General features: G+C 73.0%; 18 protein-coding genes. 11 read left to right on the plus strand and 7 right to left on the minus strand.

Translation table 11 applies throughout. The features are described 5' to 3' along the window. The first annotated feature begins 206 nt into the window (after nt 1-206). The gene (locus tag CEB94_RS34715) at nt 207-725 is read left to right on the plus strand and encodes a cupin domain-containing protein (RefSeq protein ID WP_175435910.1); all 519 of its coding nucleotides are present in this window, start codon (nt 207-209) and stop codon (nt 723-725) included. A 4-nt stretch (nt 726-729) separates the two neighbouring features. Here the strand turns inward: CEB94_RS34715 and CEB94_RS34720 are convergent, their stop codons facing one another. Continuing rightward, nucleotides 730-1866 carry an ATP-grasp domain-containing protein gene (locus CEB94_RS34720; protein ID WP_175435911.1) on the minus strand — a complete coding sequence of 379 codons (1137 nt, stop codon included), beginning with the start codon at nt 1864-1866 and terminating at the stop codon, nt 730-732. Nucleotides 1867-2120: 254 nt separating this feature from the next. On the opposite strand from CEB94_RS34720, the gene CEB94_RS34725 reads away from it, so the two are divergent. Both CEB94_RS34725 and CEB94_RS34730 read left to right on the plus strand, forming a co-directional pair. Next, nucleotides 2121-2981 carry a metallophosphoesterase family protein gene (locus tag CEB94_RS34725; protein WP_175435912.1) on the plus strand — a complete coding sequence of 287 codons (861 nt, stop codon included), beginning with the start codon at nt 2121-2123 and terminating at the stop codon, nt 2979-2981. Next, nucleotides 2978-3637, plus strand: coding sequence for a 4'-phosphopantetheinyl transferase family protein (locus CEB94_RS34730; RefSeq protein ID WP_175435913.1), 660 nt, complete (start codon nt 2978-2980; stop codon nt 3635-3637). The genes CEB94_RS34725 and CEB94_RS34730 overlap by 4 nt, the downstream gene beginning before the upstream one ends. A 341-nt stretch (nt 3638-3978) precedes the next feature. Here the strand turns inward: CEB94_RS34730 and CEB94_RS34735 are convergent, their stop codons facing one another. The 3 genes from CEB94_RS34735 to CEB94_RS34745 all read right to left on the minus strand — a co-directional run bounded on the left by CEB94_RS34735 (nt 3979) and on the right by CEB94_RS34745 (nt 5603). Then, complete coding sequence (locus CEB94_RS34735; protein WP_175435914.1) at nt 3979-4203, minus strand: hypothetical protein; 225 nt, start codon at nt 4201-4203, stop codon at nt 3979-3981. A gap of 177 nt (nt 4204-4380) precedes the next feature. Continuing rightward, nucleotides 4381-4911, minus strand: coding sequence for a toxin-antitoxin system, toxin component (locus CEB94_RS34740; protein WP_175435915.1), 531 nt, complete (start codon nt 4909-4911; stop codon nt 4381-4383). 32 nt (nt 4912-4943) lie between these two features. Next, nucleotides 4944-5603 carry a helix-turn-helix domain-containing protein gene (locus CEB94_RS34745; protein WP_175435916.1) on the minus strand — a complete coding sequence of 220 codons (660 nt, stop codon included), beginning with the start codon at nt 5601-5603 and terminating at the stop codon, nt 4944-4946. Between the two features lie 238 nt (nt 5604-5841). Here CEB94_RS34745 and CEB94_RS34750 point away from each other — a divergent pair, with 238 nt between their 5' ends. The 7 genes from CEB94_RS34750 to CEB94_RS34780 all read left to right on the plus strand — a co-directional run bounded on the left by CEB94_RS34750 (nt 5842) and on the right by CEB94_RS34780 (nt 12000). Continuing rightward, nucleotides 5842-6501: an MmyB family transcriptional regulator gene (locus tag CEB94_RS34750; RefSeq protein WP_175435917.1), complete on the plus strand. Its 660-nt coding sequence runs from the start codon at nt 5842-5844 to the stop codon at nt 6499-6501. Nucleotides 6502-6572: 71 nt separating this feature from the next. Then, on the plus strand, nt 6573-7727 hold the full coding sequence (locus CEB94_RS34755) for an NAD(P)/FAD-dependent oxidoreductase (protein ID WP_175435918.1): 1155 nt from the start codon (nt 6573-6575) through the stop codon (nt 7725-7727). Then, a complete protein-coding gene (locus CEB94_RS34760; protein ID WP_175435919.1) occupies nt 7724-8038 on the plus strand; it encodes a (2Fe-2S)-binding protein in 315 nt (104 codons plus the stop codon). The genes CEB94_RS34755 and CEB94_RS34760 overlap by 4 nt, the downstream gene beginning before the upstream one ends. Beyond that, nucleotides 8028-9392, plus strand: a complete 1365-nt coding sequence (locus CEB94_RS34765) for an FAD/NAD(P)-dependent oxidoreductase (RefSeq protein WP_175435920.1) — start codon at nt 8028-8030, stop codon at nt 9390-9392. The genes CEB94_RS34760 and CEB94_RS34765 overlap by 11 nt, the downstream gene beginning before the upstream one ends. Then, nucleotides 9389-10279: a dihydrodipicolinate synthase family protein gene (locus tag CEB94_RS34770; protein ID WP_175435921.1), complete on the plus strand. Its 891-nt coding sequence runs from the start codon at nt 9389-9391 to the stop codon at nt 10277-10279. Before CEB94_RS34765 ends, CEB94_RS34770 begins: the two co-directional genes overlap by 4 nt. Before the next feature lie 5 nt (nt 10280-10284). Beyond that, nucleotides 10285-11286, plus strand: a complete 1002-nt coding sequence (locus tag CEB94_RS34775) for a proline racemase family protein (RefSeq protein WP_175435922.1) — start codon at nt 10285-10287, stop codon at nt 11284-11286. 42 nt (nt 11287-11328) lie between these two features. Continuing rightward, on the plus strand, nt 11329-12000 hold the full coding sequence (locus CEB94_RS34780) for a GntR family transcriptional regulator (protein ID WP_175435923.1): 672 nt from the start codon (nt 11329-11331) through the stop codon (nt 11998-12000). A gap of 51 nt (nt 12001-12051) precedes the next feature. Here CEB94_RS34780 and CEB94_RS34785 read toward each other — a convergent pair whose 3' ends face one another. The 3 genes from CEB94_RS34785 to CEB94_RS34795 are packed head-to-tail and all read right to left on the minus strand — an operon-like array spanning nt 12052 to nt 14230. Then, nucleotides 12052-12987 (minus strand): PDR/VanB family oxidoreductase, encoded by a 936-nt coding sequence (locus CEB94_RS34785; RefSeq protein ID WP_175435924.1) that lies wholly within the window; start codon nt 12985-12987, stop codon nt 12052-12054. Continuing rightward, nucleotides 12984-13163, minus strand: a complete 180-nt coding sequence (locus CEB94_RS34790) for a hypothetical protein (RefSeq protein ID WP_142157173.1) — start codon at nt 13161-13163, stop codon at nt 12984-12986. Before CEB94_RS34790 ends, CEB94_RS34785 begins: the two co-directional genes overlap by 4 nt. Beyond that, a complete protein-coding gene (locus CEB94_RS34795) occupies nt 13160-14230 on the minus strand; it encodes an aromatic ring-hydroxylating oxygenase subunit alpha (protein ID WP_175435925.1) in 1071 nt (356 codons plus the stop codon). Before CEB94_RS34795 ends, CEB94_RS34790 begins: the two co-directional genes overlap by 4 nt. Before the next feature lie 162 nt (nt 14231-14392). Between CEB94_RS34795 and CEB94_RS34800 the strand changes: the two genes are divergently transcribed. Next, on the plus strand, nt 14393-14818 hold the full coding sequence (locus CEB94_RS34800; RefSeq protein ID WP_175435926.1) for a peptidoglycan-binding protein: 426 nt from the start codon (nt 14393-14395) through the stop codon (nt 14816-14818). Nucleotides 14819-14878: the final 60 nt, after the last annotated feature.

Consider the following 14878-nt stretch of genomic DNA (forward strand, 5'->3'; position numbering starts at 1 on the left):
CGCCGGGCTCGGCGTCCTCGAACCGCGGGGGCGTCCATGCCGTGACCTGATCGGCGGCTACGCCGAGGCCCCGCGCGAGCAGGGCCTCAAGGCCGGCCTCTCCTGCCCGGGGGCGGGGGCCGCTTCCGACACCGTCGAATTGACCCACGACAGCGGCATCGGAATGCCCCCTGCCGTGGGTCGCCCGGCTCCGTAGGGTCGATGCCATGACGACGACCCAGAACGAAACGGGTAACAGCGGCGACTTCGCACCGGTCCTCATCCGCGCCGCCGCAGCCGAGACGACGCGCGACCCCAGCAGCGTGATGACCCTCCTCGCCGACTCCCGGGACACCGGCGGGCGGCTCACCAGCTACCGGTCGACGTTCGCCGAGGGCGCGATCGGCGCGCCCGCCCACCTGCACACCCGGGCGTCCGAGCTGTTCTACGTGATCGACGGAGCGCTCCAGGTGCTGGTGGGCGAGGAGATCACCGTGCTGGAGGCCGGCGACTTCCTGCTGGTGCCGCCCCACACCCCGCACGCCTTCGCCGCCGCGCCCGGTGCGACAGCCGACGTGCTGTTCGTCTTCACCCCGGGCGCGGGGCGCTTCGACTACCTGCGGCTGCTGGGCCGGGTGATGCGCGGCGAGGCCGACCCGCAGGAGATCAAGGACTCCTCGGAACGCTTCGACAACCACTATGTCGACAGCCCCGTGTGGCGCGAGGCGCTCGCGGCCAGGGTCTGAGGCTCTACAGGGGCAGCACCTGGGCCGCCGCCCCGACGGAGCCGACCGGCTCGGCCGACAGGGGGGCGGGGGCCGCCGGCAGCGGATCCGTCGCCTCCGGCCGCTGCTGCGGCAGCGACACCGGCCGCAGCGGACGCGGCCCCGACACCACCGTGTAGTCCTGGCCCAGGAACGGCGGGGCCATCTTGCCCGGGTCCTCGCCGAGCGCCAGCTGCACGGCGGCCCACGGGGCGTTGACGCCGCACAGGGACAGCTGGTGCAGTCCGCCGGCCGGGCGGGTGTTGACGTCCATGAGGACCGGCCGGTCGCCGAACATCCGGAACTGGATGTTGGACAGATAGTGCAGACCGAAGCCCTCGGCGATCCGCCGGGCCGGCTCCAGCCACTGCTCGTGCAGGGTGAAGCCGCGGCGGCGGCCGTTCTTGGTACGGCCCACCGCCAGCCGGACCCGGTTGTCCGGGCCGGTCAGGCAGTCCACCGACACCTCGGGCTGCTCCAGACGCGGCATCACCAGCCAGTCGACCGGCTCCTCGGCACTCCGCAGCGCCTCCAGCACCAGGTCGAGCGGCACGTACGGGCTCGGGAACCCGCTCAGATGCATCAGGGAGAAGGGCGTACGCGTGATCACGCGGAAGCCCACTCCGCCGGCCCCGGACGCCGGCTTGAAGCACGCCTTGTGCCCGCCGGCCTCCAACTCCTCGACAGCGGTGACGAGTTCGTCCTCCGAGCGGACCCGGTACCACGGCGGCACCGGCACACCGATCGCCTGGACCGCCTCGTAGGCGATCACCTTGTCGTGGAAGACGGCCACAGCCTCGGGCGGCGGAGCCAGCACCGCTGTGCCGGCCGCCTCGAACTCGGCGCGGTGCGCCACGATCGCCGCCTGGTGCAGCCGGGGCACGAACACGTCGATGCCGCGCCGCGCGACCTGGTCCAGCGCGTACTCGACGTACCCGGCGGGGGACAGGCTCTCGGGTTCCAGTTCGGCGGTGTCGGCGGCGGCCAGCACCGGCGAGTCGGGGTCGCCGTGGGTGGCGTGGATCTCGACGGCCCGGTCGCTGGGATTTCTCCGCAGCTGATCCATGAAGAACACGTTCTCCGCGTACGTGCGGTTGAGCCAGACGCGTACGCGAGAGACCATGCAGGCCGCCTTTCACGGTTCGCGGGCAGGGCTGAGCAGCCCGTGCCCGGGCAGGAAGAAGGGAGGGACACCAAACCGCCCCCGTGAGGGGGAGTTCGTAGCGGTGGTGTTGGGCCAGATCATACGGCTTCGGCGGACCTCGTCGTGCAACGCGCGTGTGAAGGATTTCCGCGGCGAGGGTCCCGGGCCGCTCTTGAACCCGGTCACACGGATGTGATCTCTTGGAGGAGTCCGGTGCGCGGAGGGGGCGAGAGATGACGTCGACGGCCGGTGACGCCGCACAACTGCTGGCCATCAGCGATCTGCACATCGGTTACCCGGAGAACCGCGCCCTGGTCGAGGACATGCGGCCCGGCACGGACGACGACTGGCTGCTCGTGGCCGGGGACGTCGCGGAGACCGTGGCCGACATCCGCTGGACCCTGAAGACGCTCGCGTCCCGCTTCCGCAAGGTCGTCTGGGTGCCCGGCAACCACGAGCTGTGGACCCATCCGAGCGACGCCGTCACCCTGCGCGGTGTCGCCCGGTACGAGTACCTGGTCGAGCTGTGCCGGGAACTCGGCGTGACGACACCCGAGGACCCCTACCCCGTCTGGGACGGCCCCGGCGGCCCGGTGGCCGTCGCCCCGCTGTTCCTGCTGTACGACTACTCGTTCCTGCCGGCCGGCTGCACGACCAAGGAGCAGGGCCTGGAGTACGCGCAGGGCACCGGGATCGTGTGCACCGACGAATTCCTGCTGCACCCCGACCCGTACCCGAGCAGGGAGGCCTGGTGCCGGGCCCGGGTCGCCGAGACCGAACGCAGACTCGCCGAACTGCCCGGCGATCTGCCGGTGATCCCGGTCAACCACTACCCGCTGCACAGGCATCCGATGGACGTCCTGTGGCACCCCGAGTTCGCCATGTGGTGCGGCACGGACCTGACCGCCGACTGGCACCGCAGGTTCCGGGTGCACACCATGGTCTACGGCCATCTGCACATCCCCCGCACCACCTGGCACGAGGGCGTGCGCTTCGAGGAGGTGTCGGTGGGCTATCCGCGCGAGTGGCGCAAGAGATCCCGGCCGCCGGGGCGGCTGCGGCGCGTCCTGCCGGGGGAGGGTGAGGAGCGGTGATCGAGGAACTGCTGCCGGAGGCCGTGGTCACCGTGGAGGCGTACGGCCACGAGGACGCGGACACCCCGCTGTACCCCGAGGAGGCGGCGCTCCTGACCCGGGCGGTCGCCAAGCGGCGCAGGGAGTTCGCCGTCGTGCGCTCCTGCGCCCGCCGCGCCATGGAGAAGCTCGGCGTGCCGCCGCAGCCGATCCTGCCCGGGGAACGCGGCGCCCCCCGCTGGCCGGCCGGGCTGGCGGGCAGCATGACCCACTGCGACGGCTACTGCGCCGCCGCCCTGGTCCGCGCCACCGACCTGGCCTCCGTCGGCATCGACGCCGAGGTCCACGGCCCGCTGCCCGAGGGCGTCCTGCCGTCCGTGTCCCTGCCGGCCGAGGCGGACCGGCTGCGCAGGCTCGCTGCCGAACGCCCCGACATCCACTGGGACCGGCTGCTGTTCAGCGCGAAGGAGTCCGTCTACAAGGCGTGGTTCCCGCTCACCGGGAAGTGGCTGGACTTCACGGAGGCCGACATCGAGATCACCGCCGACGGCACCTTCGGCGCGACGCTGCTCGTCCCCGGCCCATGGGTGGGCGACCGCCGCCTCGGCCACTTCGACGGCCGCTGGACGGCGGGGCGGGGCCTGGTCACGACAGCGGTATCGATACCGCACGCCTGACCCCGCTCCACGGGCGCCCCCGCCTCCTCGCCTGAGGCCCACCCTCGGCCCCCGGAAGCCCGGAAGCCCGGAAGCCCGGGAGCCACGCGCAGACTCCGGGCCCGGCGTCCGGCCCACGGCCCGGGCCGCCCGCCGGGTTTTGGGTCCGGCTTCCGGCCCGCGGCCTGGGCGATCTGCCGGGCTTCGGGTCCGGCTTCCGGCCCAAGGCCCGGGCCATCCGCCGGGCCTAGGGTCCGGCTTCCCGTCCAGAGCCTGGGCGATCTGCCAGGCTTCGGGTCTGGCGTTCGGTCCACGGCCCGGGCCGTCCGCCGGGCTCCGGAGCCCGACTCCGGTACGTCGGGTCAGGGGCCCGGCTGCGGGCACCAGTTCTCCAGGAGGCGGAAGAACGCCTCCTCGTTGCCGGTCAGTCCGGCGCGCTCCAGGGCCTGTTCCGTCTCGGCGAGGACCGCGGGCGGGACGAGCGGCGGGCCGCCCTCCACGTCGAAGGCGGCCCGGACGGTGTGCAGCAGCCGCAGATAGGCCTGGACGGCGGTGCGTTCACGATCGGTCAGGACGGCGGTGGGCATCGGTCGGCTCTCCCCGTGTCGGCGTCGTCGGTCCCGCGCCCTCGCGGCGCGTACGCCCCGCACAGCGGTGGCGCACCTCCAGCTTGCCGCCCACCACTGACAATCCGGCCCCACCGCCCTCCGCTTCGCCCACTCGGCGGAGGCGGACCGCACCACGGTGCCGCGGTGGACGGCCCGTCAGCCCTGCGGTCCGCGATACCCCAGCGACGCCTCGATCCGCCCCGCCAGATGGTCCCGCTGCAACGGCCCCCGTGACGACGAACCGGCGAGCCACGCCCGGCACTTGCTGGCGAGCAGCAGGCCGAAGCTCTCGGCCTCCTTCTCGTCGTCGAGGTCGAAGCGGGTGCGCGCGGCGACCTTCAGGACGGTCGCCTGGAGGTCGGCGCTGTCGTCGAGCAGCCGGGCCGCGACGGCGGCGCCCTCGACGTGGTGGGAGCAGTGCCCGGCCTTCATGTGCCACAGCTCGTGGCCGAGGATCACCAACTGGTGATCAGGAGTGGTGCGTTCCTCGATCACGACGAGGTCCTGCTCGGCCATGTCGAGCCAGAGCCCGCTGGCGGTCCCGGGCGGGAACGCGGCCGTACGAAAGCGGACGGGGCGGCCGCGGCGTCTGCTCATGCCGTCGCACAGGGCGGCGTACAGATCGTCGGGCCGTGCCGGCGCGGGGAGGGTCAGCTCCGCGACCAGCTCGCCGCACAGGCGACGCATTTCCTTACCGATGCCCACAGTTCTCCCCACGGTCACGACTCGGGCCGCTTGACGCTCTCCAGGAGCATGTCCAGCCACTCCGCGACCTTGTCGCGGTGCTGGTCGGTGGGCAATTGCGCGGCCCGCCAGGCGATGCCGCGCACGCCGTGGTCCTGCAGCAGCCGCTCCAGCGGGTCGTCCGCCGCGGCGGCCGCTTCCCGCTCGCGGTCGGCGAGCTTCTGCAGCAGCTCCTGCTCGGTGTGCTGGAGGGCGCTCACGAGCGCCTCGGGGTCCTCGGCCGTCAGGAAGCCGGCGTGCACCCGGAAGAACCGCTGGAGGGCGTCGCAGTGCTCCATGGTCGGCCGCCGGTCGCCGTTGATGAGGGCACCGGCCTGCTGGCGCGACATGCCCGCGCCGTCGGCGATCTCCTGCTGGGTGTACTTGCGGCCGTTGGGCTTGAGCCGGGTCCGGCGCAACAGGTCCAGGCGTTGCAGGAACCGGGCCTGCACATCGGGCTCGCCCGCCGGCCGGCCACTGAGCAGGGCCTTGACCACGGGGTTCGGGACCCCGGAGGCGACGGACAGCCGGCCGATGTCGAAGACCTCCGCCTGCGGCACGCCGAGCCGGTCGGCGAGCGCGCCGACACGGGAGACGACGGCCGGTAGCACGGCCGTCGGCGTGGCGCCCGGACCCTCGACGAAGCCACCCGTCACCGACAGATCTCCTACGTATCTCACAGGCTTCTCACAAGTGGATGCCGTGACCTACCCCGGCGTTAACTTCCCGGAGCGTAGCCGGTGCTTCGAACTCACATCCAGGTCTCGCCACAACTGTGGCCAATTTCAGCCGTCAACAGGCACGAAATGCCACGATAGTTGACACGCCTCAGCTCCGGGCAGCAGGATCGGGGCGCCGCGTCAAGGCCGCACAGGCAAGAGGGGTGACCTCCCGATGGCATATCAGGCAGGAGGGCAGCGGCCGGCACCGCGGCCCGTCCCCGAGACTCCCGAGGCCCAGGCCTACCTGGAGGACTACGCGGGGCTTCTGGAGGGTGTCCCCTTCCCCTCGCTCGTCGTCGACCACTGCTGGGACGTGGTGCTGACCAACGGCGCCTTCCGGTCACTTTTCCGCGAGGTCGGCCCGCACCCGACGGCCATGCCCGGCGACAACTTCCTCAGGTTCGTGCTGTTCCACCCCGACGCCCCCACGGTGCTCGGCGAGCACGAGGCGAGCTGGTGCCTGCCCATGCTCGCGCACTTCGCGCGGACCGTGGAGAGCCAGGGCCCCGACCACGGCCTGCAGGCCATCCGCCGCGACATCGCCCAGGACCCGATCATGGAGGCCGCCTACCGGCACGGCCTGCCGCACTGGATCCGCGCGGTCGGCGAGGACGCCGTCGAGCAGGACGGTGCCGTACGGCCGCTGCTGCACCCGGATCCGCGCCGGGGCGCCACCGAGTGCCGGGTCGTCGTCGAGACGTCCAGGACGCTCGAGGAACTGGGCTGCGCCCGGGTCACGTTCGTCCTGCGCGAGACACGCCGCTCCGCGTCCCGGGAGCGCCGCACGCGCCGTACCGCCTCCCACCTGAGGGTCGTCCCCGCGGCCGACTGACCGCTCCCGCGCGTTCGCCCGCCCTTGTCCGCACCCTTCCCAGACCTTGTGGTGTGTGACATGGTACTGACGTGAGCGAGTCGCTGACCTGCGATGTCGTGGTGGTCGGAGCCGGAGTGGTCGGCGCCGCCACCACTCTGTACGCGGCCCGCGCGGGTCTGGACGCCGTCGTGGTGGACCGGGGCCCGGTGGCCGGCGGCACGACCGGAGCGGGGGAGGGGAACCTCCTCGTCTCCGACAAGGAACCCGGGCCGGAGCTCGAACTGGCCCTGTTGTCGGCCCGGCTGTGGGCCGGTCTGGCCCGGGAGGAGCTCGGCAGGGCCGTCGAGTACGAGGCCAAGGGCGGGCTCGTCGTCGCCGGCACGGACCAGGCCCTGGCCGGGCTGGAGAAACTCGCCGCCGAGCAGCGCGCGGCCGGGGCCGAGGCGGTCCCGGTGCCGCCCGACCGGCTGACCGACCTGGAGCCGTACCTGGCCCCCGGCCTCGCGGGCGGCGTGCACTACCCGCAGGACGCCCAGGTGATGCCCGCCCTCGCGGCTGCGCACCTGCTGCGCGCCTCGAAGGCCCGGGTGCTCACCGGCCGGGAGGTGACCGAGGTCCTGCGCGGCCCGGACGGTGCGGTGCGCGGCGTGCGTACCGACCGGGGCGACCTGCACGCCCCCGCAGTCGTCAACGCGGCCGGCACCTGGGGCGGCGAGGTGGCGGCCCGCGCCGGGGTGTCCCTGCCGGTGCTGCCGCGGCGGGGTTTCGTCCTGGTCACCGAACCGCTGCCGCCCCGCATCCGGCACAAGGTGTACGCCGCCGACTACGTGGCCGACGTCGCGAGCGACTCGGCGGTGCTGCAGACCTCCCCGGTGGTGGAGGGCACCCCGGCCGGGCCGGTCCTCATCGGCGCCAGCCGCGAACGGGTGGGCCTCGACCGGTCGCTGTCGCTCCCGGCGGTGCGCGCGCTGGCGGCCGGGGCGACCGGGCTCTTCCCGTTCCTCGCCGGAGTCCGGGCCCTGCGGGCCTACGCCGGCTTCCGGCCGTATCTGCCGGACCACCTGCCCGCGATCGGCCCCGACCCGCGGGCGCCCGGGCTCTTCCACGCCTGCGGGCACGAGGGCGCGGGCATCGGACTCGCCACCGGCACCGGGCATCTGATCGCCCAGGTGCTGACCGGGCGGACACCTGATCTGGACCTCGGCCCGTTCCGGCCCGAGCGCTTCACCGAGGAGGGCGAGTGAACCCGCTGGAGCTCGCGGGGGCCAGGCCCGGCCCCGCCTTCACGGTCACGTTCGACGGGCGGCCGGTCGAGGCGCTGCCCGGGCAGACGGTCGCTGCCGTGCTGTGGGCGGCAGGGGTGACGTCGTGGCGTTCCACCCGGGGCGAGGGCCGTCCGCGCGGGGTGTTCTGCGGGATCGGCGTCTGCTTCGACTGCCTGGTGACCGTCAACGGCAGCCCCGGCCAACGGGCCTGCCTGGTGCCGGTGCGGCCGGGGGACGTGATCGGCACACAGGACGGCACGGGCCATGAGGAGGCGCGGCATGCGGTCTGACCTCGCCGTGATCGGCGCCGGACCGGCCGGGCTCGCCGCCGCCCTGGCTGCCTCCGCGCGCGGCGTACGGGTCACGCTCGTCGACGCCGCGGCAGAGACCGGCGGGCAGTTCTACCGGCAGCCCCCCGCCGGACTCGGCGCCGCGCGGCCCGAGGCGCTGCACCACCGGTGGCGGACGTGGGAGCGGCTGCGGGACGGACTCGCCGCCAGTGCCGTACGCGTCCTGACGGAACACCATGTGTGGTGCGTGGAGCGGACGTCGGAGGGCTTCACCGTGCACGCGCTGCTCGGGCCCGCGCAGGAGGAGCCGGCCGAGGTCCGCGCCCGCACCGTGCTCCTGGCCACCGGCGGCTACGAGCAGGTGCTGCCCTTCCCCGGCTGGACCCTCCCGGGCGTCGTCACGGCCGGGGGAGCCCAGGCCATGCTCAAGGGCGGGCTCGTGGTGCCGGGGCGCCGAGCGGTCGTGGCCGGGACCGGGCCGCTGCTGCTGCCCGTGGCGACCGGGCTCGCGGCAGCCGGCGTCGAGGTCGCCGCGCTCGTCGAGTCGGCCGCCCCGGGGCGCCTCGCCCGCCACGCCCCGGCCCTGGCCGGAAAGCTCCCCGAGGGCGCCGGATACGCCGCCCGGCTGCTGCGCCACCGTGTCCCGGTCCTCACCCGGCACACCGTCGTCCGCGCGCACGGCGACGACCGGCTGACCGGCGTCACCGTCGCCGCGCTCGACGCCGACGGGCGCGTCCGGCCCGGCACCGCACGGCATCTGCCCTGCGACACCCTCGCCGCCGGCCACGGCATGCTCCCGCACACCGACCTCGCCGAGAGCCTCGGCTGCCGTCTCGACGGGCTCGCCGTGGCCGTCGACACCGAGCAGCGCACCGACGTGCCCGGCGTGTGGGCGGCCGGGGAGGCCACCGGCATCGGCGGTGCCGCGCTCGCCCTCGCCGAAGGGCACATCGCCGGCTGCTCCGCCGCCGCCCACCTGCACGGCACCGCCCCCGATCCGGCCCCCGCCGCCCTCAAGGCCCGTACGGCGCTCCAGCGCTCCGCGGCCGCCCTCGACTCCGCCTACGCGCCGCCCGCGCACTGGCCCGAGCAGGTCACCGACGACACCGTGGTCTGCCGATGCGAGGAGGTCACCGCCGGGGCCGTGCGGGACGCCCTGGACCTCGGAGCGGGCGACGAACGCACCGTGAAGCTGCTCACCCGGGCCGGTATGGGCTGGTGCCAGGGCCGGATGTGCGGCACCGCGGTCGCCGGTCTCGCCGGCTGTGCGCCCACCCCGGCCAGGCGCCCGTTCGCCCGTCCCGTGCCGCTCGGCGTCCTCGCCCGGCAACACCCTCAGGAGGGACTGTCATGACCGACCACCGCCCCTGGCGCGGCGTCCTCGTCGCCACCGCGCTCCCGCTCAACGACGACCTCTCGGTGAACTACGACCGCTACGCCGAGCATTGCGCCTGGCTCGTCGAGAACGGCTGCGACGGCGTCGTGCCGAACGGCTCCCTGGGCGAGTACCAGGTACTCACGCCCGAGGAGCGGGCCCGGGTCGTGGAGACGGCCGTCGCAGCGATCGGCGGGGAGCGCGTGATGCCCGGCGTCGCCGCGTACGGGTCCGCCGAGTCCCGGCGCTGGGCCGAGCAGGCCGGCGAGGCCGGCTGCCGGGCCGTGATGCTGCTGCCGCCGAACGCCTACCGCGCCGACGAGCGCTCCGTCCTCGCCCACTACGCCGAGGTCGCCAGGTCGGGACTGCCGGTCGTCGCGTACAACAACCCGATCGACACCAAGGTCGACCTCGTGCCGGAGTTGCTCGCCCGGCTGCACGGCGAGGGGCACATCCGCGGGGTGAAGGAGTTCTCGGGCGATGTCCGCCGGGCCTACCGGATCGCCGAACTCGCCCCCGAACTGGACCTGCTGATCGGCGCGGACGACGTCCTGCTGGAGCTGGCCGTCGCGGGCGCCAAGGGTTGGGTGGCGGGCTACCCGAACGCGCTGCCCCGGGCCTCGGCCGAGCTGTACCGCGCTGCCGTCGGCGGCGACATGGACACCGCGCTGCCCCTGTACCGGCAGCTGCATCCGCTGCTGCGCTGGGACTCGCGGGTGGAGTTCGTCCAGGCCATCAAGCTGTCCATGGACCTCGTCGGGCGTCATGGCGGACCCTGCCGCCCGCCGCGCGCAGCGCTGCTGCGCGAGCAGGAGGCGGCGGTCCGCGCCGCCACGGAGAAGGCCGTCGCGGCCGGATTGAGCTGAGGATCATGCGCAGCAGACTCGTCCTGCACGCCGTCGACTCACACACGGAGGGCATGCCGACCCGCGTGATCACCGGCGGCATCGGCACCATCCCCGGTGCCACCATGAACGAACGGCGGCTGTGGTTCCGCGAACACCGCGACGACGTCAAGCGGTTGCTGATGAACGAGCCGCGCGGCCACGCCGCCATGAGCGGCGCGATCCTCCAGCCGCCGACCCGGCCCGACTGCGACTGGGGCGTCGTCTACATCGAGGTCTCGGGGTATCTGCCCATGTGCGGGCACGGCACCATCGGCGTGGCGACCGTGCTCGTCGAGACCGGCATGGTCGAGGTCGTCGAGCCGGTCACCACCATCCGGCTCGACACCCCGGCGGGCCCGGTCGTCGCCGAGGTGGCCGTCGAGGACGGGGTTGCCAAGGCGGTCACGCTCCAGAACGTGCCCTCCTTCGCCGTCGGCCTCGACCGCAAGGCCACCCTCGCCGACGGCCGCACGGTGACGTACGACCTCGCGTTCGGCGGCAACTTCTACGCCATCCTGCCGCTGGAGCAGTTCGGTCTGCCCTTCGACCGGTCCCGCAAGGACGAGATCCTCGCCGCCGGCCTGTCCCTCATGGCCGCCGTCAACGCCGAGGACCCGCCCGTCCACCCGGAGGACCCGTCCATCCACGGCCTCCACCACGTCTACCTGGCCGCCCCCGGCTCGACCGCCCGCCACTCCCGGCACGCCATGGCCATCCACCCCGGCTGGTTCGACCGCTCGCCCTGCGGCACCGGCACCAGCGCCCGCATGGCACAGCTGCACGCGCGCGGCGAACTCCCGCTGCACACCGAGTTCGTGAACGAGTCCTTCATCGGCACCCGCTTCACCGGCAGACTGCTCGGCACCACCGAGGTCGCCGGCCGCCCGGCCGTGCTGCCCAGCTTCACCGGCCGCGCCTGGATCACCGGCACCGCGCAGTACCTGCTGGACCCCGAGGACCCGTTCCCGGCGGGATTCGTCCTGTAAGCCCGCCCCCGCACCACGTCCCCGAGAGGAACCCCGACCGTCATGGCCCCGCAGCACACCCCCGACCTGCCCGTGCTCGGCAGCAGGAAGCCCAGCCACCGGGAGCGGGTCGCGGACGCGTTGCGGGCCGCCCTGATCGCCGGTGAACTGCGGCCCGGCGAGGTCTACTCGGCCCCCGGCCTCGCCACCCGCTTCGGCGTCTCCGCGACCCCCGTGCGCGAGGCCATGCTCGACCTGGCCAAGGAGGGTCTGGTCGACACCGTGCCCAACAAGGGCTTCCGCGTCACCGCCGTCTCCGAGCGGCAGCTCGACGAGTTCACCCACATCCGGGCACTGATCGAGATCCCCACCACGGCGGAGCTGGCCCGCACGGCCGACCCGGTGGCCCTGGAGGCGCTCCGCCCGGTCGCCCGGGAGATCGTCACCTCCGCCGCGGCCGGGGACCTCATCGCCTACGTCGAGGCCGACCTGCGCTTCCACCTCGGCCTGCTGGCCCTCGCCGGCAACGGCCACCTCGTCGACGTCGTACGCGACCTCAGACGCCGCTCGCGGCTCTACGGTCTGACGGCCCTGGTGGAGCAGGGGCGGCTGGAGGCGTCGGCCGAGGAGCACCTGGAGATCCTGGACGCACTGCTCGCCCGGGACGAGGAGGCCGTACGGGCCGTGATGGCCCGGCACCTCGGGCACGTCCGGGGCCTGTGGGCGGCACCCTGACACCTGGGCGACGACCCGCCCGGCAAGCGGTCGCCGCGTCGGCCTGCCGGTTCACAGGTCCAGCACGAGCCGCTTGCCGCGGCAGCGGGACACGCAGATGAGCATGGTCTCGCCCGCCGCCCGTTCGTCCTCCGTCAGCACCGAGTCCCGGTGCTCCGGCTCACCGTCGAGGACGTCGGTCTCACACGTGCCGCAGGTGCCCTCGGTGCAGGAGTACAGCACCTCGACCCCGGCGGCGCGCACGGCGTCGAGCACGGACACGTCCGGCGCGACGGTGAGCGTCCTGCCGCTGCGCGCCAGCTTCACCTCGAACTCCGTGTCGCCGCCGGTCTCCTGCTCCTTCGGCTGGAACCGCTCGACGCGCAGGACCCCGGACGGACACCGGGCCTCGACCGCGTCCAGCAGCGGCCCCGGACCACAGCAGTAGACGAGCGTGCCCTCGGGCACGTCGTCCAGCACGGAGGGCAGGTCCAGCAGGCCCGTCTCGTCCTCGGGCGCGATCGTCACCCGGTCCCCGTAGCGGCCGAGTTCCCCGCCGAACGCCATGGACGCGCGGGTGCGCCCGCCGTACAGCAGCGTCCACTCGGCGCCCGCCGCCTCGGCCGCCGCCAGCATCGGCAGGATCGGGGTGATGCCGATGCCGCCCGCGACAAAGCGGTACCGGGGAGCCGGCTCCAGGCGGAAGTTGTTCCGGGGGCCGCGCACCCGCACCTTGGCACCCTCGCCCAGCTGCTCGTGCACATGGGCCGAGCCGCCCCGCCCGGCGCTCTCCCGCAGCACCGCGATGCGCCAGGCCGACCGGTCCGCCGGGTCGCCGCACAGCGAGTACTGCCGCTCCAGACCGGGCTCCAGCAGGACGTCGACATGGGCGCCCGGCTCCCAGGCGGGCAGCGGCTCACCCAGCGGATGGCGCAGGGTGAGGGCGAGCACGCCGTCGGCCGCGGACTCCCGCCGGCCGACGACGAGTTCGGCTTCGTACACACTCATGAGCTGTTTCCTCGTGGCTCGTCGACGGAGTGCCCCTGCGGATGGGCGAGCATCCACTCCCACATCTCGACCGGGTCCTGCGCGGTGTGCTCACGGCCGCAGTGGCACGTGCCGTGCAGGGTGTCGGTGCCGGGCAGCCAGGCGATGCGGTAGATCTCGCCGGTCGGAGCCGTCACCGGACCTTCTCCACGGGCTTCTCGCCCTGCTCCACCAGCCGGCCGAGGATGCGGCGGGCGGCCAGGCCGCCGGTGTCGATGTTGATGCTCAGCTCCTGGTAACCGGTGCGTTCGGTGCCGAGGGTCTTCTGCAGCAGGTTGAGCGCGGTGACGTCCTGCATCACGACCGTGTGGTTGTTGCCCCGCAGGAACTCGGTGACCTCGGTGTCGTCCGTCGCCCAGTCCCGGGAAACCGCCCAGAAGTCGTACACCGTGCCGTCGCCGGACGGCGTGATCGCGTAGGTGATCTCGGTGTGGAAGCCGTTCGGGTCGCTGCCGTCCTCCTCGGGCAGCACCCCGACCGGGGCGATACGGCTGTGCAGCAGATAGAGACAGGGGGCGTGGTACTCGATGTCCTGCCAGCGGGTGATCCGGCCCTCGATGCCGGTCGACCTGGCGTAGAAGGGCGGGCACTCGGCGTCGTCCATGTGCCGGCTCACCCGGACGATCCCGGCGCCCTCGTCGACCTCGGTGGTGATCGGCGTCTCGGCGACCTCGGGGGTGCCGATGTAACCGCCGTGCAGATACGTCTCGTGGGACAGGTCCAGGAGGTTGTCGACGAGCAGGCCGTAGTCGCAGTCGATGGGCTCCATGCCGCGCACGGTGACCCAGCCGGGGGAGTCGAGGTGCCGGGCCCGGGGAATGGACTGCGGGTCGGCGAGCGCCGGGTCGCCGATCCAGACCCAGATCAGCGAGTCCTGCTCGACGACCGGGTAGGAGGCGACCCGGGCCGTGCGCGGCACCCGTTTCTGCCCCGGCACGTACACGCACGTACCGGAGGTGTCGTACGTGAACCCGTGGTAGCCGCACACGATCCGGTCCCCGTCCAGGCGCGTCGGCGCTTGTGACAGCGGATAACGGCGGTGCACACACCGGTCGTGCAGGACGACCGGCGTGCCGTCCTCCTCCGTCCGGTACAGCACGAGCGTCTCACCGAGGATCGTCCGGCCGAGCAACTCCCGCCCGACCTCCTGACTGTAGGCGGCGACGTACCACTGGTTCCTGGCGAAGGCGGTCGTGTGAGGCATGGGCGCTTGCTCCCGTCTGTGGTCGTGCCGTCATCGTCGGGGCGGCCCTCCGGGCGCCGCAACGGGCCTTCCGCCAGGCGGAAGCCGTTGACGCATCAAAAAGTGAAAGCGCAACGGAATTCCCGATTTTTTCATCACGGGGAATCCGCTTAATCTGGGCATATGGAAAATACACAGTTCTATGTGGTCAAGCGCGGTGACAACCTCACCAAGATCGCGTCCATGTTCCATGTGACACTGGACCAGATTCTCGAGTGGAATCCCGAGATCGAGAATCCTGACATCATCCACCCCGGTCAGCGGATCCGTGTGGCCGCACCGGAAATGCACGGGGAGTTCGAGCCGTTCCCGGGCCCCGATTTCTTCCAGTCGTCCGTGACGAGCCCGGTCATCGAGGCCATGGGCTTCCGCCTGATCGAGGAGGAGTGCTCGGCGTACGCCGGCGGCCCCGACTCCCAGTGGAGCGAGGCGGACCGGAAGTCGTACGCGATGTGGCAGCGCAAACTCGGATTCACAGGCCACGAAGCTGACGGCACGCCGGGCCGGAAGTCCTGGGAGAGGCTTCACGTACCCGCCGTCTTCGAATGAGCGGCATCGCGTCGGGCCGGCCGCCGAGGACGGCCTGGCGCGCACGGGCCCGGGCTCGTA

Origin of the sequence: Streptomyces hawaiiensis (assembly GCF_004803895.1) — a bacterium.
GTDB classification, from domain to species: Bacteria; Actinomycetota; Actinomycetes; order Streptomycetales; family Streptomycetaceae; genus Streptomyces; species Streptomyces hawaiiensis.